This is a genomic window from Clostridium sp. ZBS2, from assembly GCF_023845855.1.
GTDB lineage: Bacteria > Bacillota > Clostridia > Clostridiales > Clostridiaceae > Clostridium > Clostridium aquiflavi.
Window position 1 is genome coordinate 26,345 of sequence record NZ_JAMQIF010000007.1, and the last position, 19,730, is coordinate 46,074.

General features: G+C 27.2%; 17 protein-coding genes, 1 pseudogene and 1 riboswitch. All 18 genes and pseudogenes read right to left on the reverse strand.

The features are described 5' to 3' along the window. Positions 1 to 101 precede the first annotated feature (101 nt). On the reverse strand, positions 102 to 770 hold the full coding sequence (gene fsa, locus NG918_RS04730) for a fructose-6-phosphate aldolase (RefSeq protein ID WP_252215293.1): 669 nt from the start codon (positions 768 to 770) through the stop codon (positions 102 to 104). A 158-nt stretch (positions 771 to 928) separates the two neighbouring features. Then, positions 929 to 1,750: an SDR family oxidoreductase gene (locus NG918_RS04735; RefSeq protein WP_252224928.1), complete on the reverse strand. Its 822-nt coding sequence runs from the start codon at positions 1,748 to 1,750 to the stop codon at positions 929 to 931. 269 nt (positions 1,751 to 2,019) lie between these two features. Next, entirely contained in the window at positions 2,020 to 2,385 is a 366-nt protein-coding gene (locus NG918_RS04740; protein WP_252224931.1) for a PTS glucitol/sorbitol transporter subunit IIA, read from the reverse strand. A 46-nt stretch (positions 2,386 to 2,431) separates the two neighbouring features. Continuing rightward, a pseudogene (gene srlE / locus NG918_RS04745) lies at positions 2,432 to 3,421 on the reverse strand (PTS glucitol/sorbitol transporter subunit IIB). A gap of 80 nt (positions 3,422 to 3,501) precedes the next feature. Continuing rightward, the gene (gene srlA / locus NG918_RS04750; protein WP_286673952.1) at positions 3,502 to 4,062 is read right to left on the reverse strand and encodes a PTS glucitol/sorbitol transporter subunit IIC; all 561 of its coding nucleotides are present in this window, start codon (positions 4,060 to 4,062) and stop codon (positions 3,502 to 3,504) included. Between the two features lie 31 nt (positions 4,063 to 4,093). Further along, a complete protein-coding gene (locus tag NG918_RS04755; RefSeq protein ID WP_252215288.1) occupies positions 4,094 to 4,510 on the reverse strand; it encodes a transcriptional regulator GutM in 417 nt (138 codons plus the stop codon). 3 nt (positions 4,511 to 4,513) lie between these two features. After that, positions 4,514 to 6,478: a BglG family transcription antiterminator gene (locus tag NG918_RS04760; RefSeq protein ID WP_252224935.1), complete on the reverse strand. Its 1,965-nt coding sequence runs from the start codon at positions 6,476 to 6,478 to the stop codon at positions 4,514 to 4,516. 352 nt (positions 6,479 to 6,830) lie between these two features. Beyond that, complete coding sequence (locus NG918_RS04765; RefSeq protein WP_252224939.1) at positions 6,831 to 7,280, reverse strand: Yae1 family protein; 450 nt, start codon at positions 7,278 to 7,280, stop codon at positions 6,831 to 6,833. A gap of 308 nt (positions 7,281 to 7,588) precedes the next feature. Then, on the reverse strand, positions 7,589 to 8,440 hold the full coding sequence (locus NG918_RS04770; RefSeq protein WP_252224943.1) for a polysaccharide deacetylase family protein: 852 nt from the start codon (positions 8,438 to 8,440) through the stop codon (positions 7,589 to 7,591). Positions 8,441 to 8,541: 101 nt separating this feature from the next. Beyond that, a complete protein-coding gene (gene fliB / locus NG918_RS04775; RefSeq protein WP_252224946.1) occupies positions 8,542 to 9,705 on the reverse strand; it encodes a flagellin lysine-N-methylase in 1,164 nt (387 codons plus the stop codon). Between the two features lie 314 nt (positions 9,706 to 10,019). After that, positions 10,020 to 11,561, reverse strand: coding sequence for a glutamine-hydrolyzing GMP synthase (gene guaA, locus NG918_RS04780; protein WP_252224949.1), 1,542 nt, complete (start codon positions 11,559 to 11,561; stop codon positions 10,020 to 10,022). 87 nt (positions 11,562 to 11,648) lie between these two features. Beyond that, positions 11,649 to 13,103: an IMP dehydrogenase gene (gene guaB, locus NG918_RS04785; protein WP_252215276.1), complete on the reverse strand. Its 1,455-nt coding sequence runs from the start codon at positions 13,101 to 13,103 to the stop codon at positions 11,649 to 11,651. 140 nt (positions 13,104 to 13,243) lie between these two features. Continuing rightward, a riboswitch (purine riboswitch) is annotated at positions 13,244 to 13,341 on the reverse strand. A gap of 98 nt (positions 13,342 to 13,439) precedes the next feature. Beyond that, the gene (locus tag NG918_RS04790) at positions 13,440 to 13,844 is read right to left on the reverse strand and encodes a type II secretion system protein (RefSeq protein WP_252215274.1); all 405 of its coding nucleotides are present in this window, start codon (positions 13,842 to 13,844) and stop codon (positions 13,440 to 13,442) included. A gap of 215 nt (positions 13,845 to 14,059) precedes the next feature. Continuing rightward, positions 14,060 to 15,682 carry a chaperonin GroEL gene (groL, locus tag NG918_RS04795; RefSeq protein WP_252215272.1) on the reverse strand — a complete coding sequence of 541 codons (1,623 nt, stop codon included), beginning with the start codon at positions 15,680 to 15,682 and terminating at the stop codon, positions 14,060 to 14,062. 13 nt (positions 15,683 to 15,695) lie between these two features. After that, on the reverse strand, positions 15,696 to 15,980 hold the full coding sequence (groES, locus tag NG918_RS04800; protein WP_252215270.1) for a co-chaperone GroES: 285 nt from the start codon (positions 15,978 to 15,980) through the stop codon (positions 15,696 to 15,698). A gap of 413 nt (positions 15,981 to 16,393) precedes the next feature. After that, positions 16,394 to 17,431: an ABC transporter substrate-binding protein gene (locus NG918_RS04805; RefSeq protein WP_252224955.1), complete on the reverse strand. Its 1,038-nt coding sequence runs from the start codon at positions 17,429 to 17,431 to the stop codon at positions 16,394 to 16,396. 20 nt (positions 17,432 to 17,451) lie between these two features. Then, positions 17,452 to 18,291 (reverse strand): DUF3919 family protein, encoded by an 840-nt coding sequence (locus NG918_RS04810; protein ID WP_252215267.1) that lies wholly within the window; start codon positions 18,289 to 18,291, stop codon positions 17,452 to 17,454. Between the two features lie 29 nt (positions 18,292 to 18,320). Beyond that, on the reverse strand, positions 18,321 to 19,730 hold the full coding sequence (locus NG918_RS04815; protein ID WP_252215265.1) for a sensor histidine kinase: 1,410 nt from the start codon (positions 19,728 to 19,730) through the stop codon (positions 18,321 to 18,323).

Below are 19,730 nucleotides of genomic sequence, written 5' to 3' on the forward strand. Positions count from 1 at the left end.
GAATTTTATACTAAAGATAATAATTCTTAATTATTAAAGTAGATAGATCTATATAAATCTATCTACTTTATAATTAAAAATGTCTTTATTCTTTTACCTTATTATAATACTGTAATCTTATTATATGCATTTTCCCAATCATTAATGAATTGTTTTACACTTAATTCTGTTAATGGATGTTCTATAAGTTTATCCATTATGTCGCTTCCCACTGTTACTGATTGACATCCTCTTAAAGCAACTTCATTAACTTGTTGAACATTTTTAAAAGATGCTGCTAAAACTTTAGTATTTAAACTATTAAATTCTAACAATTTAATTATTTCTCCAACAACTTCTACTCCATTTCCGCTAATATTATCTATTCTATTAACATATGGTGCAACAAAGTGAGCTCCTGCTTTTGCTGCTATCAAAGCTTGTTGTGGTGTAAATATTGCAGTAGCTGTTATCTTATATCCAGCTTTATTTAATATTTTTATAGCCTTTATTCCATCTGGAGTTACAGGTATTTTAATATATATATTTCCTCCAACTTGCTCTGCTATATACTTAGCTTCTTCAATCATGTCTTCAGCTTTTAATGATAAAACTTGTGCATGTAACATGCTATCATTACCTATTATTTCTCTTATGTTTTTTAATATTTTTATAAAATCTTCTTTTTCTTTACTTATTATAGATGGATTTGTTGTGACACCTTCCATAGGATAAAATTCATACGCTCTTTTTATTTCTTGTAAGTTTGCAGTATCTAATATATATATCATTTTTTCCTCACATCCCTATTAATATTCTTAAAATTTATTTTTATAGCATTAAAAGTCCCTGATAATATTAGGAACTTTTAATGTTTATATTTATTTAAAATTTATGAGAGAGTACTAAATTGATTTAAAATACTTTTTTTGATTTTTACTAAATAAAATTAACCTCTAGTTTTTCCGCCAGCTACATTATAAGTTACTCCATGGATGTAACTTCCTCTTTCTGATCCTAAGTAACAAACTAAGTCAGCGACTTCTGATAATTTTCCTGATCTTCCAAGTGGAGTAGTTGATGTTTTGCTATATCCAGCTCTTAAATCTTCAACTGTAATTCCTCTAGTATAAGATAATGCTGTTTCATATTCTATAGTTCTTAATCCTGTAGCTTCTAATATTCCTGGTGCTACACCTACAACTCTAACGCCTTGTTTTCCTAATTCTTTAGACCAAGATCTTGTAAATGAATTTACTGCATTTTTAGTTGCTGCATAAATACTTTGACCTTCTGATCCTTCTAATCCACTTTCTGAAGACATATTTACTATTACTCCAGAACCTGCTTTTACCATTTCTCTAGCAACTGCTTGTGCACAGAAAAATACACCTTTTATATTAACATTAACTATTTTATCAAAAACAGCCTCATCTAATTCGTACTTACTATTTTCTTCTTTTGGATCTACTAATAATCTAGGTATATTTATACCTGCATTATTTACTAAAATATCTATTTTACCGAATGCTTCTTTAGTTTTTGAAACCATTTCTTTAACGCTATCATAATTTGTTACATCTGTATTTACATATACCATTTTTCCACTTGTTTCATTCATATCTAATTGTGGTGCATTAGGATTCATATCACATACAACAACATTTGAACCATTATTTAAAAATTCTTGTGCTACTGCCTTTCCTATTCCTGATGCTCCACCTGTAACTATTACTGTTTTTCCTTCTAAATTTAACCATGACTTTGTCATTTTTTATTCCTCCATTATTAAATTAATAATTTATATGAATATTGTTTCTCTATATCTGATAAATAAAATAGGTTTGATTATCTTTACTTATTTCCGATATAAGTACATTTATAATCAAACCTATTTAAAATTCAAAGAACAATTAATCCTCTAAATTATTTAATTATTTATATATAAGTTTGAAAATACTTTAAAACTCTTCGTTAAATTGACTTATTGTATAAATTGACTTATAATTTTCTTAAATATTATTTTTTAAATATTTAAAATTAATTTCTTATTATTTTTAAAATTGTACCAACGGCAATTGGTGCAATTTCTTTTTTTTCTAGATATAAAGTTCCACCTACTTGTGCTTCTTCTTCTCCTAGAAAATTATATGTTATATGTCCTAATTCTTTTAAATTTTTATTTACTAATTCACCTACTGCTTTTATCTCATAAGTAACATCACCTATTGAAAGTATGTCTTTTGGCATTATCTCTTCTAATAAATTATTTTCATTGTGAATAAAGCAATAATCAATTAATTCTTGAGGAGCATTGTCCTTAAAAGTTATGAACATATTTGCTGCAAAAAATTCTTCAGCATTTTCACCAATTTTTTCTATTTTAGTGCTATAAATCGTCTTCATAAAACTGTTCCCTTCTTTAACAATTAGATTCTTTAATTAATACAATTTAGCTGTATAGTCCAAAACTTACAAGCCAAGCTACTACAACTGTTGGAGCTCCTGTTAAGAATCTTGAGTATAGAACTGATGGAACACCCACTTGTACAGTGTCTGGTTCTGCTTCAGCTAATCCTAAACCTACTGGTATAAAGTCTGCTGCTGCTTGTGCATTTATTGCAAATAATGCTGGTAACGCTAAGTGTGGTGGTATAGTTCCTTTACCAATTTCAGTACCTATTAAAACACCAACTATTTGTGCTATAACTGCACCAGGTCCTAAGAACGGTGAAAGTAATGGGAATGAGCATATAAGTGCTAATACAACTAATCCGCCTACATTTCCTATTAATGGTGTAAGTAAATTTGCAATAAAGCTCCCTACTCCTGATTCATTTATAATACCTATCATTACTGCAACGAAAGCCATGAATGGTAATATTGTGTGAATTACTGTGTCAATAGTATCTCTTCCTGCTTGGAATAATGTACTACTAAAGTTCCCTATTGCTATACCAATCTTTCCAACAAGTCCCCCTGTTTGTTGACTAATCTTTTTACTAGTATCGTAACTCATTAAGTCTTCCTCCTTTAAATCCTATTCTTTATATCTTAGAAAATAAACCTATTCTATTACTTCTACATTTGCTGGTTTTACTGCTGAAACATAAATATCTTCTTTTATAAACATTGCTAAAGGTCCACTTCTACCTGTTTTCATAATATTAACTGTTGGTATCTTCTTTTGAGGATAGATTCCACATCTTAATGTTCCACCACAATTTATTATTACACAAGCAATTTCATCATCTTTAACTCCTGTTGTAAATCCATCTATTAATTCACATCCTGTTAATTCTGCTATTGTAACTGCTGTTTCTGGTTGAGCTCCTCCAGTAATATATACTACCTTGTTTCTTTTTTCTGTAGGTTCTATTAATAATGGTCCACCCCATCCGCCTGATCCTTTGTTTATCTTAACTTTTTTGTATCCCATAATTGCCAACTCCTTAATCTTTTATTTTTTTATTTATCTTATTTAACTTTAATTTTTATTCAATTAATTTTTTTATTTAATAATTATCCTAATTTAACTTCTGTGTTTAATTTAACACCTTGTTGTTTTTCTACATATGAAGTTGTGAAATCTGTTATCCAACCTCTAAAGAAGTTTGTTATTATACCTACTAATAAATATCTAACTGCTAGATCTGTAGTTGAAAAACCTAATGTAGTAATACCTGCTGCTATTCCTAAGAATACAAATAATTCACCTGGATTTATATGTGGAAATAATCCATTCATTGTGTGGCAAGAGAAACTTGCTGCTGCATAGTAACTTGGTTTATACTTTTCTGGCATAAACTTACCTAATGATAATGTCATTGGATTCGCAAATACGAATGTTCCTATAACCGGTAATAATAAGTATCTAGTTATTGGGTTTTTAGCACATTTCATAGCTAATTTTTCTACTTTCTCATCCCCAATAAATTTTATAATTGCATTCATTGTAACTAGTAGTGCTATTAGTAATGGTATTATGCCTGTTACAAAGCCCATAAATTGATTACCACCTGCTCTAAATAGATTCATGAATGAATCTGCACCTCTAGCTAATAATTCTAACATTTGTGTCATAAGAAAACCTCCTCATTATATATTACAATTCTTAAACAACCACTTCTAAGTCTGCTTCTTTTTTACTTCCCTCCTCATGTCTAAACTTTTTATAGTTTTTAACAGCATCTAAGATTGCTCTTTTAAGTGGTTTGTTAAATTCTTTTAAATCGTTTTCCTCAATACTATCTATGTACATATTTTCAAGACCTTTAAATTGCTTAACTCTTGCTGCTACTGTTACTCCCTGCATTTTTCTAGATTCTAAAATTAATCCATCATCTTGAATTCTTATAAGAACTATAGTACCTGAGTTAATCATTCCTTTTTTTCTTCCTATTGCTACTTTTCCTAATCTTCTTAATTCTATATAATTTTTATTGAAATCCTTGATTTGTATTAATCCAAAGATAAAATTAAGTATCCAAACAGCAATTCCTATAATTATTAAAAATACAACCGAATTCATAATTTATCTCCTTCCTAAAACTTCTTTAAACTCTTTATAATTTTTACTTTTTATTAGCTTTTGAACTATCTTCTTATCACTTGATAAGTCTATAATTTCTTGATATGTTTTTACTATAATATCTTGACTATTTTGGCTTTCTGAAGGTATTACAAGTAATATTATGAGTCCTACTTCCTTACCATCAACCACAAGTAATTTATCTAGTATTCCATATGAAACTATTACACTATTTACCTTTTCATCTACTGCATGTGGTAATGCTATATTTCCACCAAATGCTGTTCCTGCTTTCTTTTCTCTTGCTATAACTCTTTTCTTATATTCATTTGATACAATATTTGATTTTATTAAGCTATCCAACATATCTTCTAAATTGTCCATGAAATTGTTTTTGTTTAAATAAAATACTAATTTTTTATCCAACATTCCATTTAAAATATATTGTTCTGTATCATTTCTTTTCTCATTAGTCTTATTTAAAAATATTTGACTTTCTATTTCTCCTTTTAATTGACATTCATCAAAAATCGAAGTGATTTTTACTATTTGTGTTTCAGTATTTATATCTAAATCTACAAGAGTAAATATCATATCATAATTACTTGCTATTTCTTCTGTAAAATCTAAATCTGAAAATGATTTAAAATTAATTTCTTCTCCAAGTATTTTCTTTAACTTTATAATTAGTAACTTTGCTGTTCCTAACCCTGTCCCGCAAACAATTGCTGCTTTTTCTATTTGAATAAAAGATTTGCCTGCTTTTTCAACATAAGTTCCAAAATGTAATGCTAAGTATCCAATTTCATCATCTTCTACTTGTACCTGATACTTATCTTCAATTACTGAAGCAGCTATTTTAGCAACTTCATAAGGCAATTTATACTTTTCTTTTATTTCTTTTAACATAGGATTTTTATATTTTATATTTAGTACTATTCTATTTAGTGCATAATATAAATGATATTCTAATCCTTGTATTAATTGTTCATCTTCTTCTAAGCTTAATCCAGTAAATTCAAAAACCTTGTCAAAGATTTGCTTTCTTAATAAAGTTACATTTTCACCTATTGTTAAATTTCTTAATACTTCATGATACAAAGGTGCATTTCTTCCAAGTAAAGGCATTACTATAAAAATTATTTCTAAATCATCTATTTTTTCATCTTTTAATGTTTCAATTGTATTTTTTATAGTTTTTCCTATTTCATACTCTTCTGATTCCTTTATTATTTTATATTGTGATTGTAGTGAAATTATATTTTTATTATTCTTCAATCTCATTAGCATTACTGCTATATATCTTATTAAGTTATTTATTAAGGCTTCAGTTACACTAAATCTATTTTCTTTTAGATTTATTACTATTTGTTCTTGAAGTTTAATAATCTCTTTTTTAGTAAGAATATTATTGCTTTCTAATAAAATTATTGAATCATTATATGTTTTACATAAATGTTCAAGTATGATTAATCTTAAATTAATTTCATCGCCTTCAATTTTTATTCCTGAATTTGTTTTTCTCTTTAATATTAATCCATACTCATCTAACTTCTGATCTACTTTTTTTAAATCTTTAACTAAAGTAGTCCTTCCTACATTTATTTCTTCTGCTAAATCATCAATTGTCACAATCTCATTAAGTCCTACTAACCTGTTTATTAAATAATCAATTCTTTCTTCTGGATTATTTAATTGACAAAATTTTTGTTTTTGTCTTCTATTTAACTCTAGCAATTGCTTAAATTTTTCATCATCTTTCACATTTAGCTTATACTGAGAATTATTAGTCTTTACTATTTCTACAACATCCTTAGGTATTTCTTCCTGTAATTGCTTTAAGTAAGTTCTAATACTTCTAGTACTAACACCAAGTTCATCCGAAAAATCTTTTAAAGCTTTTTCTTTGCTATCAGCTAACATTTCAAGTATGGTAAATAACTTTCTTTCTAATGATTGTGTAATCATTTTCAACCCCTCATTCCATCTTACAATTATATAATAGTACATTAATGTAATTTATTTAATATTCACTTTTTCATTACAGTTTGGAAAAAATGTATACTAATAAAAAAAACTTAGATAAATGTGTTATAAAACTAATTTTGCAAACCATTTCATTTTTATTATAACATGTTTGTATACATTTATACTTATTTATACACATTTATACACGTTTCATAATTTTTCTCACATTAAATAGTCCTTTTTTTACTTAAATTAAAAAAGAAGAATTTATACAGAGTATAAATTCTCCTGTGGTAAGATTTTAGATTATTCTATTAAATTTAATATTATAGCTCAATTACGCTTTAAAAATTTAACAGCGTGAATTATTTCTATTTAAGCATTTCATAATATCTTGTATAGCTTTTTCATATCCTTCTCTAAAACCAGCTTTGCATCCTTCTTGGAAACCTTTTTCACGGCCATCTTTAAATCCTTTCTTATATCCTTTTTTACAGCCATCTCTGAATCCTTCTTCATATCCTTTTTTACAGCCGTCTCTGAATCCTTCTTCATATCCTTTTTCACGGCCATCTTCATATCCTTCTTCATATCCTTTTTCACGGCCCTCTTTAAACCCTTTCTTATATCCTTTTTCACAACCTGCTTTAAATCCTTTTTTATAACATTTTGCACATACTGAATTATTATCAGTTCCTGTTGTGTCTGAGCAATTCATTTCATTATAATCTGCTTCTTCACAATCACTAACTTCATCAAATTTACAAACTAATTCATCTTCATTACAATAATAATCGTTCATCTGTTTATCTCCTTTGGTAAATAATTATAATATATAGTATGTTAAAATTAGTGTATTGGTTAATTTTAATCAGACAAAATTTAAATATAATTTTGTATTCTTTAATAGTACTCATCATACCCTTAAAACACGGTATTCTAGAAGTTATCCTTAAATTTAAGATTTTTATAATTTCCTAAAGAAAAAAATAGTTATCATTTTGTATAATTAAATACACAAAAATCTAACTATTTTTTAATACTTGTATTCTAGATTTTATAAATAATATTAATTATAAGTTAAATTAATATTATTTATAATCTACTATTTTACTTTAAATCTCTTTTTATATGTCTTGGTTTATAAGTATAATCAACTAATACTCTGTTTATTTCATATTGATTGTCACCTTTATGTGCTTGTCCCTTTTTAACAGTAAATGCCATACTATATCCTGCTTCTTTAACAGCTTTTAAAGTCTCATCGTTATAACTACCAGAAGGATATGCAATAAAGTTAATATTTTTACCTGTTATATTTTCAAGCTTAGTTTTAGATTCTTTAACTTCTTTTAATTGTTCATCATAATTTAAAGTTGAAAGCTCTCTATGAGTAAGTGTATGACCTTCAATATCAATCCCATAATCACTCATCTCTTTTACCTGTGAAGGTAACAAATATACATCACCATCTAAATAATTACCTATTATAAACATAGTTGCATTCATTGAGAATTCTTTAAGAATAGGAAATGCATTTGTATAATTATCTTTATATCCATCATCTAATGTTATAACTACACTTTTCTTAGGAATTTCCGCTCCATTATATAGGTAATCATATAACTCATGTAATGTTATAGTTGTATAACCTGCATCTTTTATTGCTTGAAGATGCGTTCTAAATAAATCTTTAGATACAACTAATGGATCTTTCTTAAATTCATCTCCAATAGAGTGATATCCTAAAACAGTAACCCCCATATCCTCACTTGTAACATCTATACCTTCAAATGGATTTTTAATATCTTTATTTTCTAATACATCTGAATTTTCAGTTTCTAATGCTGGAACAATTTTTCCTTTAGTATTATTTTTAATTTGAAATGTAAATAAAGAAACAATTAATAATAATATTACTACTAATAATCCTTTCAAAATTGTATTTTTTTTATTCTTCAAAACTTGCCTCCTAAAAATATAAAGTTAAACTATACCTTTTGGTAATTAAAATATCTTTTTTATATTGACTTCTGTAAATAACCTCTAAGATACTAAATCTTTTAATTCATCAACATAGTCATTAGATTATTTAAGTTAAAAATTTTATTTGTTTCAAATATTTCTGCTAATGCTTCTAAATTTTCTTCTGAATGTTCAATATCTTTAGAGTACATATGCATTATATCTATCTGATCATCTTTATTAAATTTATATCCATTATCACACCATCGTACAACATCTAATTCTTTAATAATTAGATAGCTAATAAGTGCAAGTTTTACTTTTGCAATTACATCGTAGTCATAGATAGATTTCATAAAATATCTAAATATAAAATATACCATTAAATGTTCATATTCATACATTTTGTTTACATAATATTTATCAAATTTATCATGTTTACCCACATAAAACGTAACATTATGTTCTTTATCATAAAAATATTCTGTAGTATATTTTAAAACATTAGGCCATTCTTCATTTATATGATCAATATCTTGATATACTTTTAAACACTTAAAAATGTTTTTATATTTTTCTATATTTTTTGCTTTGTAATTATCTAATTGATCTATTAATTTTTTTATAAATTTATCATCCGAATACTTATTTCTAATACTTGTTATTTCAGATATTTTATTTGCATCTATTTTATCTTGAATTTCTTTTGCAAAATTAAGAATTATCGCCATTCTTTTATTTAATTCAATAGATCTATCCTGTAATATATCTATGAACATTTTTCTTGAGCTAATTATTTGAATAAACATATCATAACTAATATCATTATATGTACATACCATTTCATCATTTTCTTCTAATTCAAATTCAACTTTTTTAGAATTATTTAAGATTATTCTAGCTGCTTCTGGACATGATAACGAAATCCCTATTTCTCGTGTACTTCCATACTCTTCAATAAATCTTGGATATTGTTTGCATGTATTGCATAATCTCTCTTTTCCAAGATTAATATATATATCACATTTCTTATATTTATTTAAGAAAGAGCAATTATCTCCTTTTAATACAAAAATATTTTCTCCGTCTTCATCTGTAACTATTTCATTTTTCAACCTATCTCCAAATTCATCATTTACAGTTTTATAATAATCATATGTTTCATCATCTATCACAATTTCCCATCCTGCACAACATGTATCTTCACACTCTGATGCAATACATTCAAAATCCTTATAATAATCTGGTACTCTTATCCTCATTTTTCTACCTCTTGTTTTTATATTAATAAAATTTACTATATAATTCTATCATAACTTCACAAAATTCCCAAAATAAAAAAATTATAAAACCATCTCTTTTTAATTACAATACTTTACAAGCTCAAACTAGGAATAATAGTGTGTTGTATAATTATTTTTTATTCTTTAGATGTACTCATCATACCTCTAAAATACAGTATTCTATAAGTTATCCATAGATTTTTAAGTCTATATAATTTCCTAAAGAATAAAAAACATTTCAACAAACCTACTTAATTTAGATTTTGTTGAAATGCTTATTAACTTATTTAATATTATTCAAATTCTATAGTTGCAGGTGGTTTTCCTGTACAATCATACATTACACGGTTAACACCTTTTACTTCATTTACAATTCTAGTTGTTACTTTTCCAAGTACTTCCCATGGAAGATCTGCGCTTTCAGCTGTCATGAAATCACTTGTAGTTACAGCACGAAGTGCAATTGCATAATCATAAGTTCTTTCATCTCCCATAACGCCTACTGAACGCATATTAGTAAGAGCTGCAAAATATTGACCAATTTCTTTATCAATACCTGCCTTTGCAATTTCTTCACGATAGATTGCATCTGCATCTTGAACTATTTTAACTTTTTCAGCTGTTACCTCTCCAATAATACGTATTCCAAGACCTGGACCTGGGAAAGGTTGTCTAAACACCAATTTTTTAGGTATTCCAAGTTCTAATCCAGCCTTACGAACTTCATCTTTAAATAATAATCTAAGAGGTTCTATTATTTCTTTAAAGTCAACATAATCAGGAAGTCCTCCAACATTATGGTGAGATTTTATAACTGCTGATTTTCCAAGACCACTTTCAATTACATCTGGATAAATAGTTCCTTGAACAAGATAATCAACTACCCCTATTTTTTTAGCTTCTTCTTCAAATACTCTTATAAATTCTTCACCAATAATTTTTCTCTTTTGTTCTGGTTCTTCTACGCCAGCTAACTTTTCATAAAATCTTTCTTGTGCATTTACACGAATGAAGTTTAAATCATACTGACCATTAGGTCCAAATATTTCTTCAACTTCATCGCCTTCATTTTTACGAAGTAACCCATGATCAACAAATACACATGTTAATTGCTTTCCAACAGCCTTTGAAAGCATTACTGCTGCTACTGATGAATCAACTCCACCTGATAATGCACATAATACTTTACCATTTCCAACTTTTTCGCGAATTTCTTCAATTGTCTTCTCAACAAATGAATCCATTTTCCAATCTCCAGTGCATCCACAAATATTATATACAAAATTTGAAAGCATCTTTGTACCTTCTTTTGTATGCATAACTTCTGGATGGAATTGAACTGCATATAAATTCTTATCTTCACATTCCATACCAGCAACAGGACAAACAGGGGTATTACCTATTACTTTAAATCCTTCTGGTGCTTTTTCTATGTAATCAGTATGACTCATCCAACAAATTGTTGAAGGTGATACTCCTTCAAAAAGCTTAGATTCTACCTTTACATCAACTTTTGTTTTTCCATATTCACTTACAGGTGCAGTTGCCACTTTTCCTCCAAGCATATGAGACATAAGTTGAGAACCATAACATATACCAAAAATAGGTACTCCTATTTCAAATATAGCTTTATCACATAAAGGAGAATTTTCACCATATACGCTGTTTGGTCCACCTGTAAAAATGATTCCCTTAGGATTCATTTCTTTTATCTTATCAACACTTAAATTATAAGGATGAACTTCACAATATACATTACACTCTCTCACTCTTCTAGCAATTAATTGATTATATTGTCCTCCAAAATCTATAACTAAAACTAAATCTCTCTTCATCATTTCCTCCTAAATTGTTCTTTATAAATTTAATTATCTAACAACTAAGAACATTACTCAATAAAAATTAATAATTATATATATTTTTTATTGTCCTACACTATAATTTGGAGCTTCCTTAGTTATATTTATATCATGTGGATGACTTTCTCTATATCCTGATGCTGTTTGAACAACAAATCTAGCAGTTTCATATAAAGTATCTAAATCCTTTGAACCTAAATATCCCATTCCTGATTTTATTCCACCTATTAATTGGAATATTGTATCTGAAACATATCCTTTATACGCTACTCTACCTTCAACACCTTCTGGTACTAACTTTTTGTTTCCATCTTGGAAATATCTATCTTTTGATCCACAAGCCATAGCTGCTAATGAACCCATTCCTCTATATACTTTATAACTTCTTCCTTGATATATTTCCATTTCGCCTGGTGCTTCTTCACAACCTGCAAATAATGATCCCATCATTGCTACAGATGCACCTGCTGATAAAGCTTTTACTATATCCCCAGAGTACTTTAATCCACCATCAGCAATTACTGGAATTCCATATTTTTTACCAACTTCTGCACAGTCCATAACAGCAGTTAATTGAGGTACTCCAACGCCCGCAACTACTCTTGTAGTACATATAGATCCAGGACCTATACCTACTTTAACACAATCTGCTCCAGCTTTTATTAAATCTTCTGTTGCTTCTGCTGTAGCAACATTTCCAGCTATAACTTGTAATTCTGGATGCTTATTTTTTATTTGTTTAACAGCTTCCATAACTCCTCTTGAATGACCATGAGCAGTATCTACTGTAATAACATCTACTTTAGCTTTTACTAATGCATCTACTCTATCCATCATGTCTGCTGTAACACCAACAGTAGCTCCACATAATAATCTACCATTTTCATCTTTTGCAGCATTAGGGAATTGTTTAGCTTTATCAATATCTTTAATTGTTATTAATCCCTTTAAATTTCCTTCTGAATCAACTAAAGGTAATTTCTCTATTTTATGTTTCTTTAAAATTTCCTTTGCTTCATTAATAGAAGTATTCTCTGGAGCTGTAATTAAGTTTTCTTTTGTCATAACTTCAGATATTTTTTTAGTAAAATCAGTTTCAAAAGTCACATCTCTATTTGTAAGTATACCCACTAATTTACCATTTTCAGTTATAGGTACTCCAGATATCCTATATTGAGCCATTAAGTTTTCAGCATCTTGAAGTGTATTTTCTTTTGATAAAAATATTGGATCAGTTATGATTCCATTTTCTTGTCTTTTTACCTTATCTACTTCTTTTGCTTGCTCATCTATGCTCATGTTTTTATGGATAATTCCGATTCCACCTTCTCTTGCCATGGCAATAGCCATTTTAGATTCTGTTACTGTATCCATTGCAGCACTCATTAAAGGTATATTTAAAGATATTTTCTTAGTTAATTTTGTCTTTACACTTACCTCTCTAGGTAATATTTCTGATTTATTAGGTACTAATAATACATCATCAAATGTATAAGCTGTTTTTATTATTGTAGCCATAATTATGCCCCCTTGATTTTTATATTTCATATTTTTTGTTTTATGAATTTTTTCTTGCATTTTTTTCATATTTTTATGTATAAAAAAAAACGCATCAACCCCGTAAGTGAAGTTAATACGTTAATATATTTTAAATATACTAATATATTAATATCACTCATAGTCAGAAATTTAAGGTTTCCGGTAGATACTCCTTGCCATATCCAAGGTATATACGAGTTTTAAAATATTTTCTTTGTTTGATTAAAAATATTATAATGTATGCTATGCCCAAAGTCAATGAAATTGAAATTAAAATTGCAAAAATAGAAAAATTATTTTATTTAACCGATTTCATTAATTAATTGTAGATAAATCTAATATTTCACTATCCGTTTTTAATTTAAATTCTTTTCCATTTAACACATCATAACAATTTTGAATTGTTGTAGTTAAATCCAAATTATTAAATTCAACACCTTCTAAATATTTATTTACACTTTTATCTTCTTTAATATTAGATATATTTTTAGTTTTTTCATAATTGGACGAATGTGTTAAATTATATGATTCTACTGCCATTACAACTTTTCTACATTGATCTAAGACCTTAGTTTTTTTAGCTTCATTTATATATCCAGTTACTTTAGGTAAAATAGCAGTTGCTAAGATTGTTATAATAGCCATTACTGCTATAAGTTCCAATAAAGTAAATCCCTTATTCTTCTTATACTTATCATTTAAACAAAATTTGTTTTTCATAATATTATCCTCCAATAATTAAAATATAATTATTTTAATTATTGCTATCTAAGTTAGTTAATATACAAATTTTGTTAATATATCTCTAAATAAAGCTATTTTCAAATAAATACTTACCTAAAACTAGATTTCATCAGCTTTTCAATCTTAAAAAGTTATATAATTTTCTATACACAAAAGAGACTACCAAAGTTAGGTAGTCTCTTTTTATTACATTAATACATGCCGTCCATTCCCATTCCTGGTGCTGGCATTGCTGGTTCTTTTTGAGGAATATCAGCAACTGCAGCTTCTGTTGTTAAGAATGTTGCTGATACTGATGCTGCATTTTGTAAAGCTGATCTTGTAACCTTAGTTGGGTCAACAATACCAGTCTTTATCATATTTACATATTTTCCATATAGAGCATCATATCCAGTTCCTACTTCACTATTTTTAACTTTTTCTATAATAACAGATCCTTCAACTCCAGCATTACTAGCTATTTGTCTTAATGGTTCTTCTAATGATTTTACAATTATTTTTATACCAAGTTCTGTATCTTGAACATCAGATGTTAATTTTTCAACTTCTTTTATTACATTAATATATGCAGTTCCGCCACCTGGTACTATTCCTTCTTCAACTGCAGCTTTTGTAGCAGCTAAAGCATCTTCTATTCTAAGCTTTCTTTCTTTTAATTCTGTTTCAGTTGCAGCACCGACTTTGATTACAGCAACTCCACCAGCAAGCTTAGCTAATCTTTCTTGTAATTTTTCTTTATCAAATTCAGAAGAAGTTTCTTCTATTTGAGCTTTTATTTGTGATATTCTATCTTTTATGTTTTCAGGATTACCTTTACCATTAACAACAACAGTATTGTCTTTACTTACTTTAACACTCTCTGCTTGACCAAGCATGTCAAGAGTAACTTCTTTTAAATCTCTTCCTAATTCTTCAGCAATTACTGTTCCACCTGTTAATATAGCTATATCTTGAAGCATTTCTTTTCTTCTATCACCAAAGCCCGGTGCTTTTACAGCTACACAAGTAAATGTTCCTCTTAATTTATTTACAACTAATGTTGCCATAGCTTCGCCTTCAATGTCTTCAGCTATAATCAATAATTTCTTACCACATTGAACTATTTGTTCTAATATAGGTAATATTTCTTGAATATTTGAAATCTTCTTATCAGTTATTAAAATATATGGATTATCTAATATAGCTTCCATCTTTTCTGTATCTGTAGACATATAAGGTGATACATATCCTCTATCAAATTGCATACCTTCAACTACATCTAATTCTGTTCCCATAGATTTAGATTCTTCTATTGTAATAACACCCTCATTACCTACTTTTTCCATAGCATCAGCTATTAACTTACCAATTTCTTCATCTGCTGCTGAAATAGCTGCAACTCTTGCTATATCTTCTTTTCCTTCTACTGGCTTAGAAATTTTCTTAATTTCTTCTACTGCTTTTTCAACAGCCATTCTTATACCATTTCTAATTAACATAGGATTAGCCCCTGCAGTAACATTCTTTAAACCTTCTCTAATAATAGCTTGAGCTAATAAAGTTGCTGTTGTTGTACCATCTCCTGCAACATCATTGGTCTTTGTTGCTACTTCTTTAACTAGTTGAGCTCCCATATTTTCATATGGATCTTCCAATTCTATTTCTCTTGCAATAGAAACACCATCATTAGTTATTAATGGTGAACCAAATTTCTTGTCTAAAACAACGTTTCTCCCTTTTGGTCCTAATGTTACCTTAACTGTATCAGCAAGTTTATCAACTCCAACTTGCATAGATCTTCTTGCATCTTCTCCAAATTTCAACATCTTTGCCATTTATACCACTCTCCTATTCAACTATTGCTAATATATCATCTTGTTTTAATATCATATATTCTTCACCGTCTAATTTTACTTCAGTACCAGAATATTTAGAATATAAAACCTTATCTCCTACTTTAACTTCCATTTCTATTTTTGTACCATCAACAATACTTCCTGGACCTACTGCTACAACTTCTGCTTCTTGTGGTACTTCTTTAGCAGTTCCAGTTAAAACTATACCGCTCTTTGTCTTTTCTTCTGCTTCTAATCTCTTGATTACTACTCTATTTCCAAGTGGTTTTATTCTCATATAAGTCCCTCCTATATTTTAAATATTAAATATTTTTTAATTAACTATTAGCACTCGATAGCATTGAGTGCTAATACAATTATTATAATATCCTTTATGACCATATAATTCAAATATTTTTTATAATATTATATAGCTTTATAAGTTTAAAATTTGTAATTATATATATATTGCTCCTATTTACTTATATTTTCTCTTATTTTCTTTTTTAATTTCAATAATATGTTTTTGTGTATTATTTCTATTTATGTATTTTATTGTTTCATTGTATTTTTATTAATAAAACTAGCCTATTAATTAGTTTTTACTTCTAACAATTAATATATACATTAATATTTAAGGCATCATTAGCTTAACGATAAATTAGGATATTAAATATATCAATGATTTTATTTAATATCCTAATTTTCTTATCACATTATTTCTTCTAAATCTTCTAATAATTCTTTTCTATCTTTAGCTGCTTTTTTAAAATCATATTCTTTACTCAATTTGTATGAAGTAAAATCTTTTTCTATGTTAGGATAATTAACACCTGGTATTGTTGAAAATCCCATAGAAAAATCTTTAAGCGATATCCCTGCTTCTTTAGTTACACAGTAATTCATAAACGCTTCAGAAGCCTTCTTATTCTTTCCATCCTTTATTTTAGCTATAGGACATATTGTCCATCCTGTATTTTCTGGAACAATAGATTCTACATTAAATCCTGAATTTCTAACTATAAGTTGTTGATTTATAAAGTTTACCGTTATTAAATATTCCCCCACTCCAACTTTTTTAGCTGGCGTAAATCCACTATCAGTAAATTGCCCTACATTATTTTTCAACTTCTTAAAAAATTCCAATGCATTATCTTTTCCCATAGTTTGTACTAAGTAAGATAAAAAAGTATATCCTGTTCCTGATGTCCTTGGATCAGCAAGTACTATCTCACCTTTAAATTTAGGATTTATTAGTTCCTCTATTGTTTTAGGTTTCTCAACATCTTTAAATTCTTCATTCCATCTTTCTTCATTTATAGCTATAGATAAAGCCTCAACGTATAATCCTATCCAATACCCATCACTATCCATATACTCTATAGGGATTTCACTTGAACTGTTTATAGTATATTTTTCTAGACAATCATTCATTTTTAATAGTTCAACAGCATCAGCTGTTCCCCCTAAAAATATATCTGCTTCTCCTAAAATTTCTTTATTATTAATCTTATCAGCTAGTTCTTCTGTTGGATATCTTAAAAATGTATAATTGCACCCAGTTTTTTCTTTAAATCCATCAAGTAAAACTTTAGCTTCATCTTCATTAAACGCAACATAAACTACCAAATTATCATTTTTAAGATTTGGTAGTTCCTTACTACTAGACATATTATTAGAGCATCCATTAAGAATACAAAGCATAAGTAAAATAAATATTAATAAAATACCCCTTCTTTTATTTAACATATTTTTACCTCCAATAAATATTACTGATTAAACAAGTTGTTACATATATTATTCAAATCTCCCTCCATATAGAAGGAATTTACTATTTCATCACCATAATCTCTAACAATTACATAATCATTCTCATAAATATCAAGACTTATTACATCATAACTATTTATATCATCTTCTATTTTATTATCATAAAATTCCTCAGATTCTTCTCTGTAAATTCTAATATGATAATTCAAATCGCCCTTATTAGCTACAGCCCATTCTAATTTTTTATTATCTGTAATTCTTTTTAAATTCATAACTTCATCTTTTATTAAAATTTTATCATTACTACCACACTTTTTAGTATTATTATAAATATCTACAATGGTTATTTTATTCTTATCATTTATAAGTTCTGATAATACTGATGGTGTACAGAAAATATCATTAATGTAATTTTTAATTCTATTTATATATGCAGAACTTTCATTACCACCATAATAAATATCATCTATTCTAAGAGTATTATTTAAATATAATGTACCTTTTTCACCATCCAAATAATATATAGTACCTGTTATTTCATTAAAAGAATTTTCTATTTTTGAATTATAAAAATTATTACTTTTAGGCATAGATTCAACTATGTTCCAAAACTCTTTTATTTCATCATTAGAATTTATAACTAGCTTACCCCATCTTTTACTATATAGTTCTACTTTAACAGGTATTGAATGACTTGAATGCTGCATAACCTGTTCTTTATCATCTAAAATAATTAAATTGTTATAAATGCTACTTTTTAAATATACATATATACTAGCTAACAATATAACTAGTATAACAAATAGATTTATAACTATCTTGTAGTTAAAGTTTATCATAAATTTGTTTCACCCTACTTTGTATAATTTTAAATTGCATGTTTGAAACTTAATTTTACAGTAGTTCCATTTAAGCTACTTATTTCAATTTTTCCAGATTGCTTTTCCATAAATTCTTTACATATTGATAATCCTAGTCCACTTCCACCATATTTTTTTTGTAATGCTTTATGTGCTGTATAAAAATTTTCAAATACATTTTTTAAATCTTCTTTTGGTATACCTTGTCCATTGTCAATAATATATATTATTACATAAGATTCATTATATTCCATATATATATTTATCTCAGTACATTCACTATATTTAATTGCATTATCTAATAAATTAAGTATAACTTGTTCTGTTTTTTCTTTATCTGCATAAACATTTTTGCTAACTAAATTCATATTAAGTTTAATCCCAAATTTACTCATTCTAGGATTTAACATTATTGCAGCACTTTCAACCACAGATTTTATATCAACATTTTCATTTTTTATTTCTATTTCATTTTTATTAAGTCTTGATAAATCAAGAAGTTGTTCAACAAGTTTTAATAATCTATTACTACTTTGCACTATATATTTTACACATTGTTCAATATCTTTTTTTTCTTTTACTCTTAGTAACAAATCTGAATATCCTAGAATTGCTGCTAATGGAGTTTTAAATTCATGAGTGACATTATCCAAAAACCTCTTTTGAGTGTCTTTTTCTTCTTTTAAATTTTCAATCATTATTTCTATATTATTAGACATTATATTAAAAGAATTAGACAAATCTTCTATCTCGTCTTTACTATTTATACTAATTTTCTTAGAAAAGTCTCCAAATGATACTTTCCTTGCAATATTTTTCAGACTAACTATTGGTCTAACTATTCTATTAGAAAATGAATTACTCATTATACTAGAAAATATTATTGCTACTATAGCAAATAAAACCATACTAAGAATCGTATTAGTTATAATTGTATTTTCATTATCAAGATCATATACATATCTTATACACCCTATAGTACCATCTGAATAATAAATCGGGCTTGAAAAGAGTATGTAAGAAGATTCTTCAATTCTTCTTATAATATATGATTTATTTCCTTTTAATGCTGTTACCACATCATCATCTTTGCTTATATTAGGATAATTGTCTGAATCTCCAATTAAAGATGAATTATTATAAATTTGAACCCTAAATTTACAACCATTAGATAAGTATGTTGCAATAAAAGGGCTCATCTCATTCAAAACGTTTTCTACATGAAAATCATCTTCCGTCTCTAAATATTTCATAATAAATGATTGACTTGTATAACTTTCTTTTTTTAGCATATCTATTGAATTATTTATTACTCTACTATACAGAGTATAAATTGTTACTGCATATATACTTAATATAGCTATTATCAGTACAACTATATTCATTATTACTATTTTTCCTTTAATACCCAAATTCAT

Bases quoted from the DNA above. Each gene is read 5' to 3' on its own strand.
- guaA (WP_252224949.1), bottom strand. From the start codon at position 11,561: ATGAAGAGAGATTTAGTTTTAGTTATAGATTTTGGAGGACAATATAAT.
- NG918_RS04755 (WP_252215288.1), bottom strand. From the start codon at position 4,510: ATGAATTCGGTTGTATTTTTAATAATTATAGGAATTGCTGTTTGGATA.
- NG918_RS04815 (WP_252215265.1), bottom strand. From the start codon at position 19,730: ATGAATTTGGGTATTAAAGGAAAAATAGTAATAATGAATATAGTTGTA.
- NG918_RS04735 (WP_252224928.1), bottom strand. From the start codon at position 1,750: ATGACAAAGTCATGGTTAAATTTAGAAGGAAAAACAGTAATAGTTACA.
- NG918_RS04810 (WP_252215267.1), bottom strand. From the start codon at position 18,291: ATGATAAACTTTAACTACAAGATAGTTATAAATCTATTTGTTATACTA.
- NG918_RS04765 (WP_252224939.1), bottom strand. From the start codon at position 7,280: ATGAACGATTATTATTGTAATGAAGATGAATTAGTTTGTAAATTTGAT.
- guaB (WP_252215276.1), bottom strand. From the start codon at position 13,103: ATGGCTACAATAATAAAAACAGCTTATACATTTGATGATGTATTATTA.
- srlA (WP_286673952.1), bottom strand. From the start codon at position 4,062: ATGACACAAATGTTAGAATTATTAGCTAGAGGTGCAGATTCATTCATG.
- groES (WP_252215270.1), bottom strand. From the start codon at position 15,980: ATGAGAATAAAACCACTTGGAAATAGAGTAGTAATCAAGAGATTAGAA.
- NG918_RS04740 (WP_252224931.1), bottom strand. From the start codon at position 2,385: ATGAAGACGATTTATAGCACTAAAATAGAAAAAATTGGTGAAAATGCT.
- NG918_RS04805 (WP_252224955.1), bottom strand. From the start codon at position 17,431: ATGTTAAATAAAAGAAGGGGTATTTTATTAATATTTATTTTACTTATG.
- fsa (WP_252215293.1), bottom strand. From the start codon at position 770: ATGATATATATATTAGATACTGCAAACTTACAAGAAATAAAAAGAGCG.
- fliB (WP_252224946.1), bottom strand. From the start codon at position 9,705: ATGAGGATAAGAGTACCAGATTATTATAAGGATTTTGAATGTATTGCA.
- NG918_RS04790 (WP_252215274.1), bottom strand. From the start codon at position 13,844: ATGAAAAACAAATTTTGTTTAAATGATAAGTATAAGAAGAATAAGGGA.
- NG918_RS04760 (WP_252224935.1), bottom strand. From the start codon at position 6,478: ATGATTACACAATCATTAGAAAGAAAGTTATTTACCATACTTGAAATG.
- groL (WP_252215272.1), bottom strand. From the start codon at position 15,682: ATGGCAAAGATGTTGAAATTTGGAGAAGATGCAAGAAGATCTATGCAA.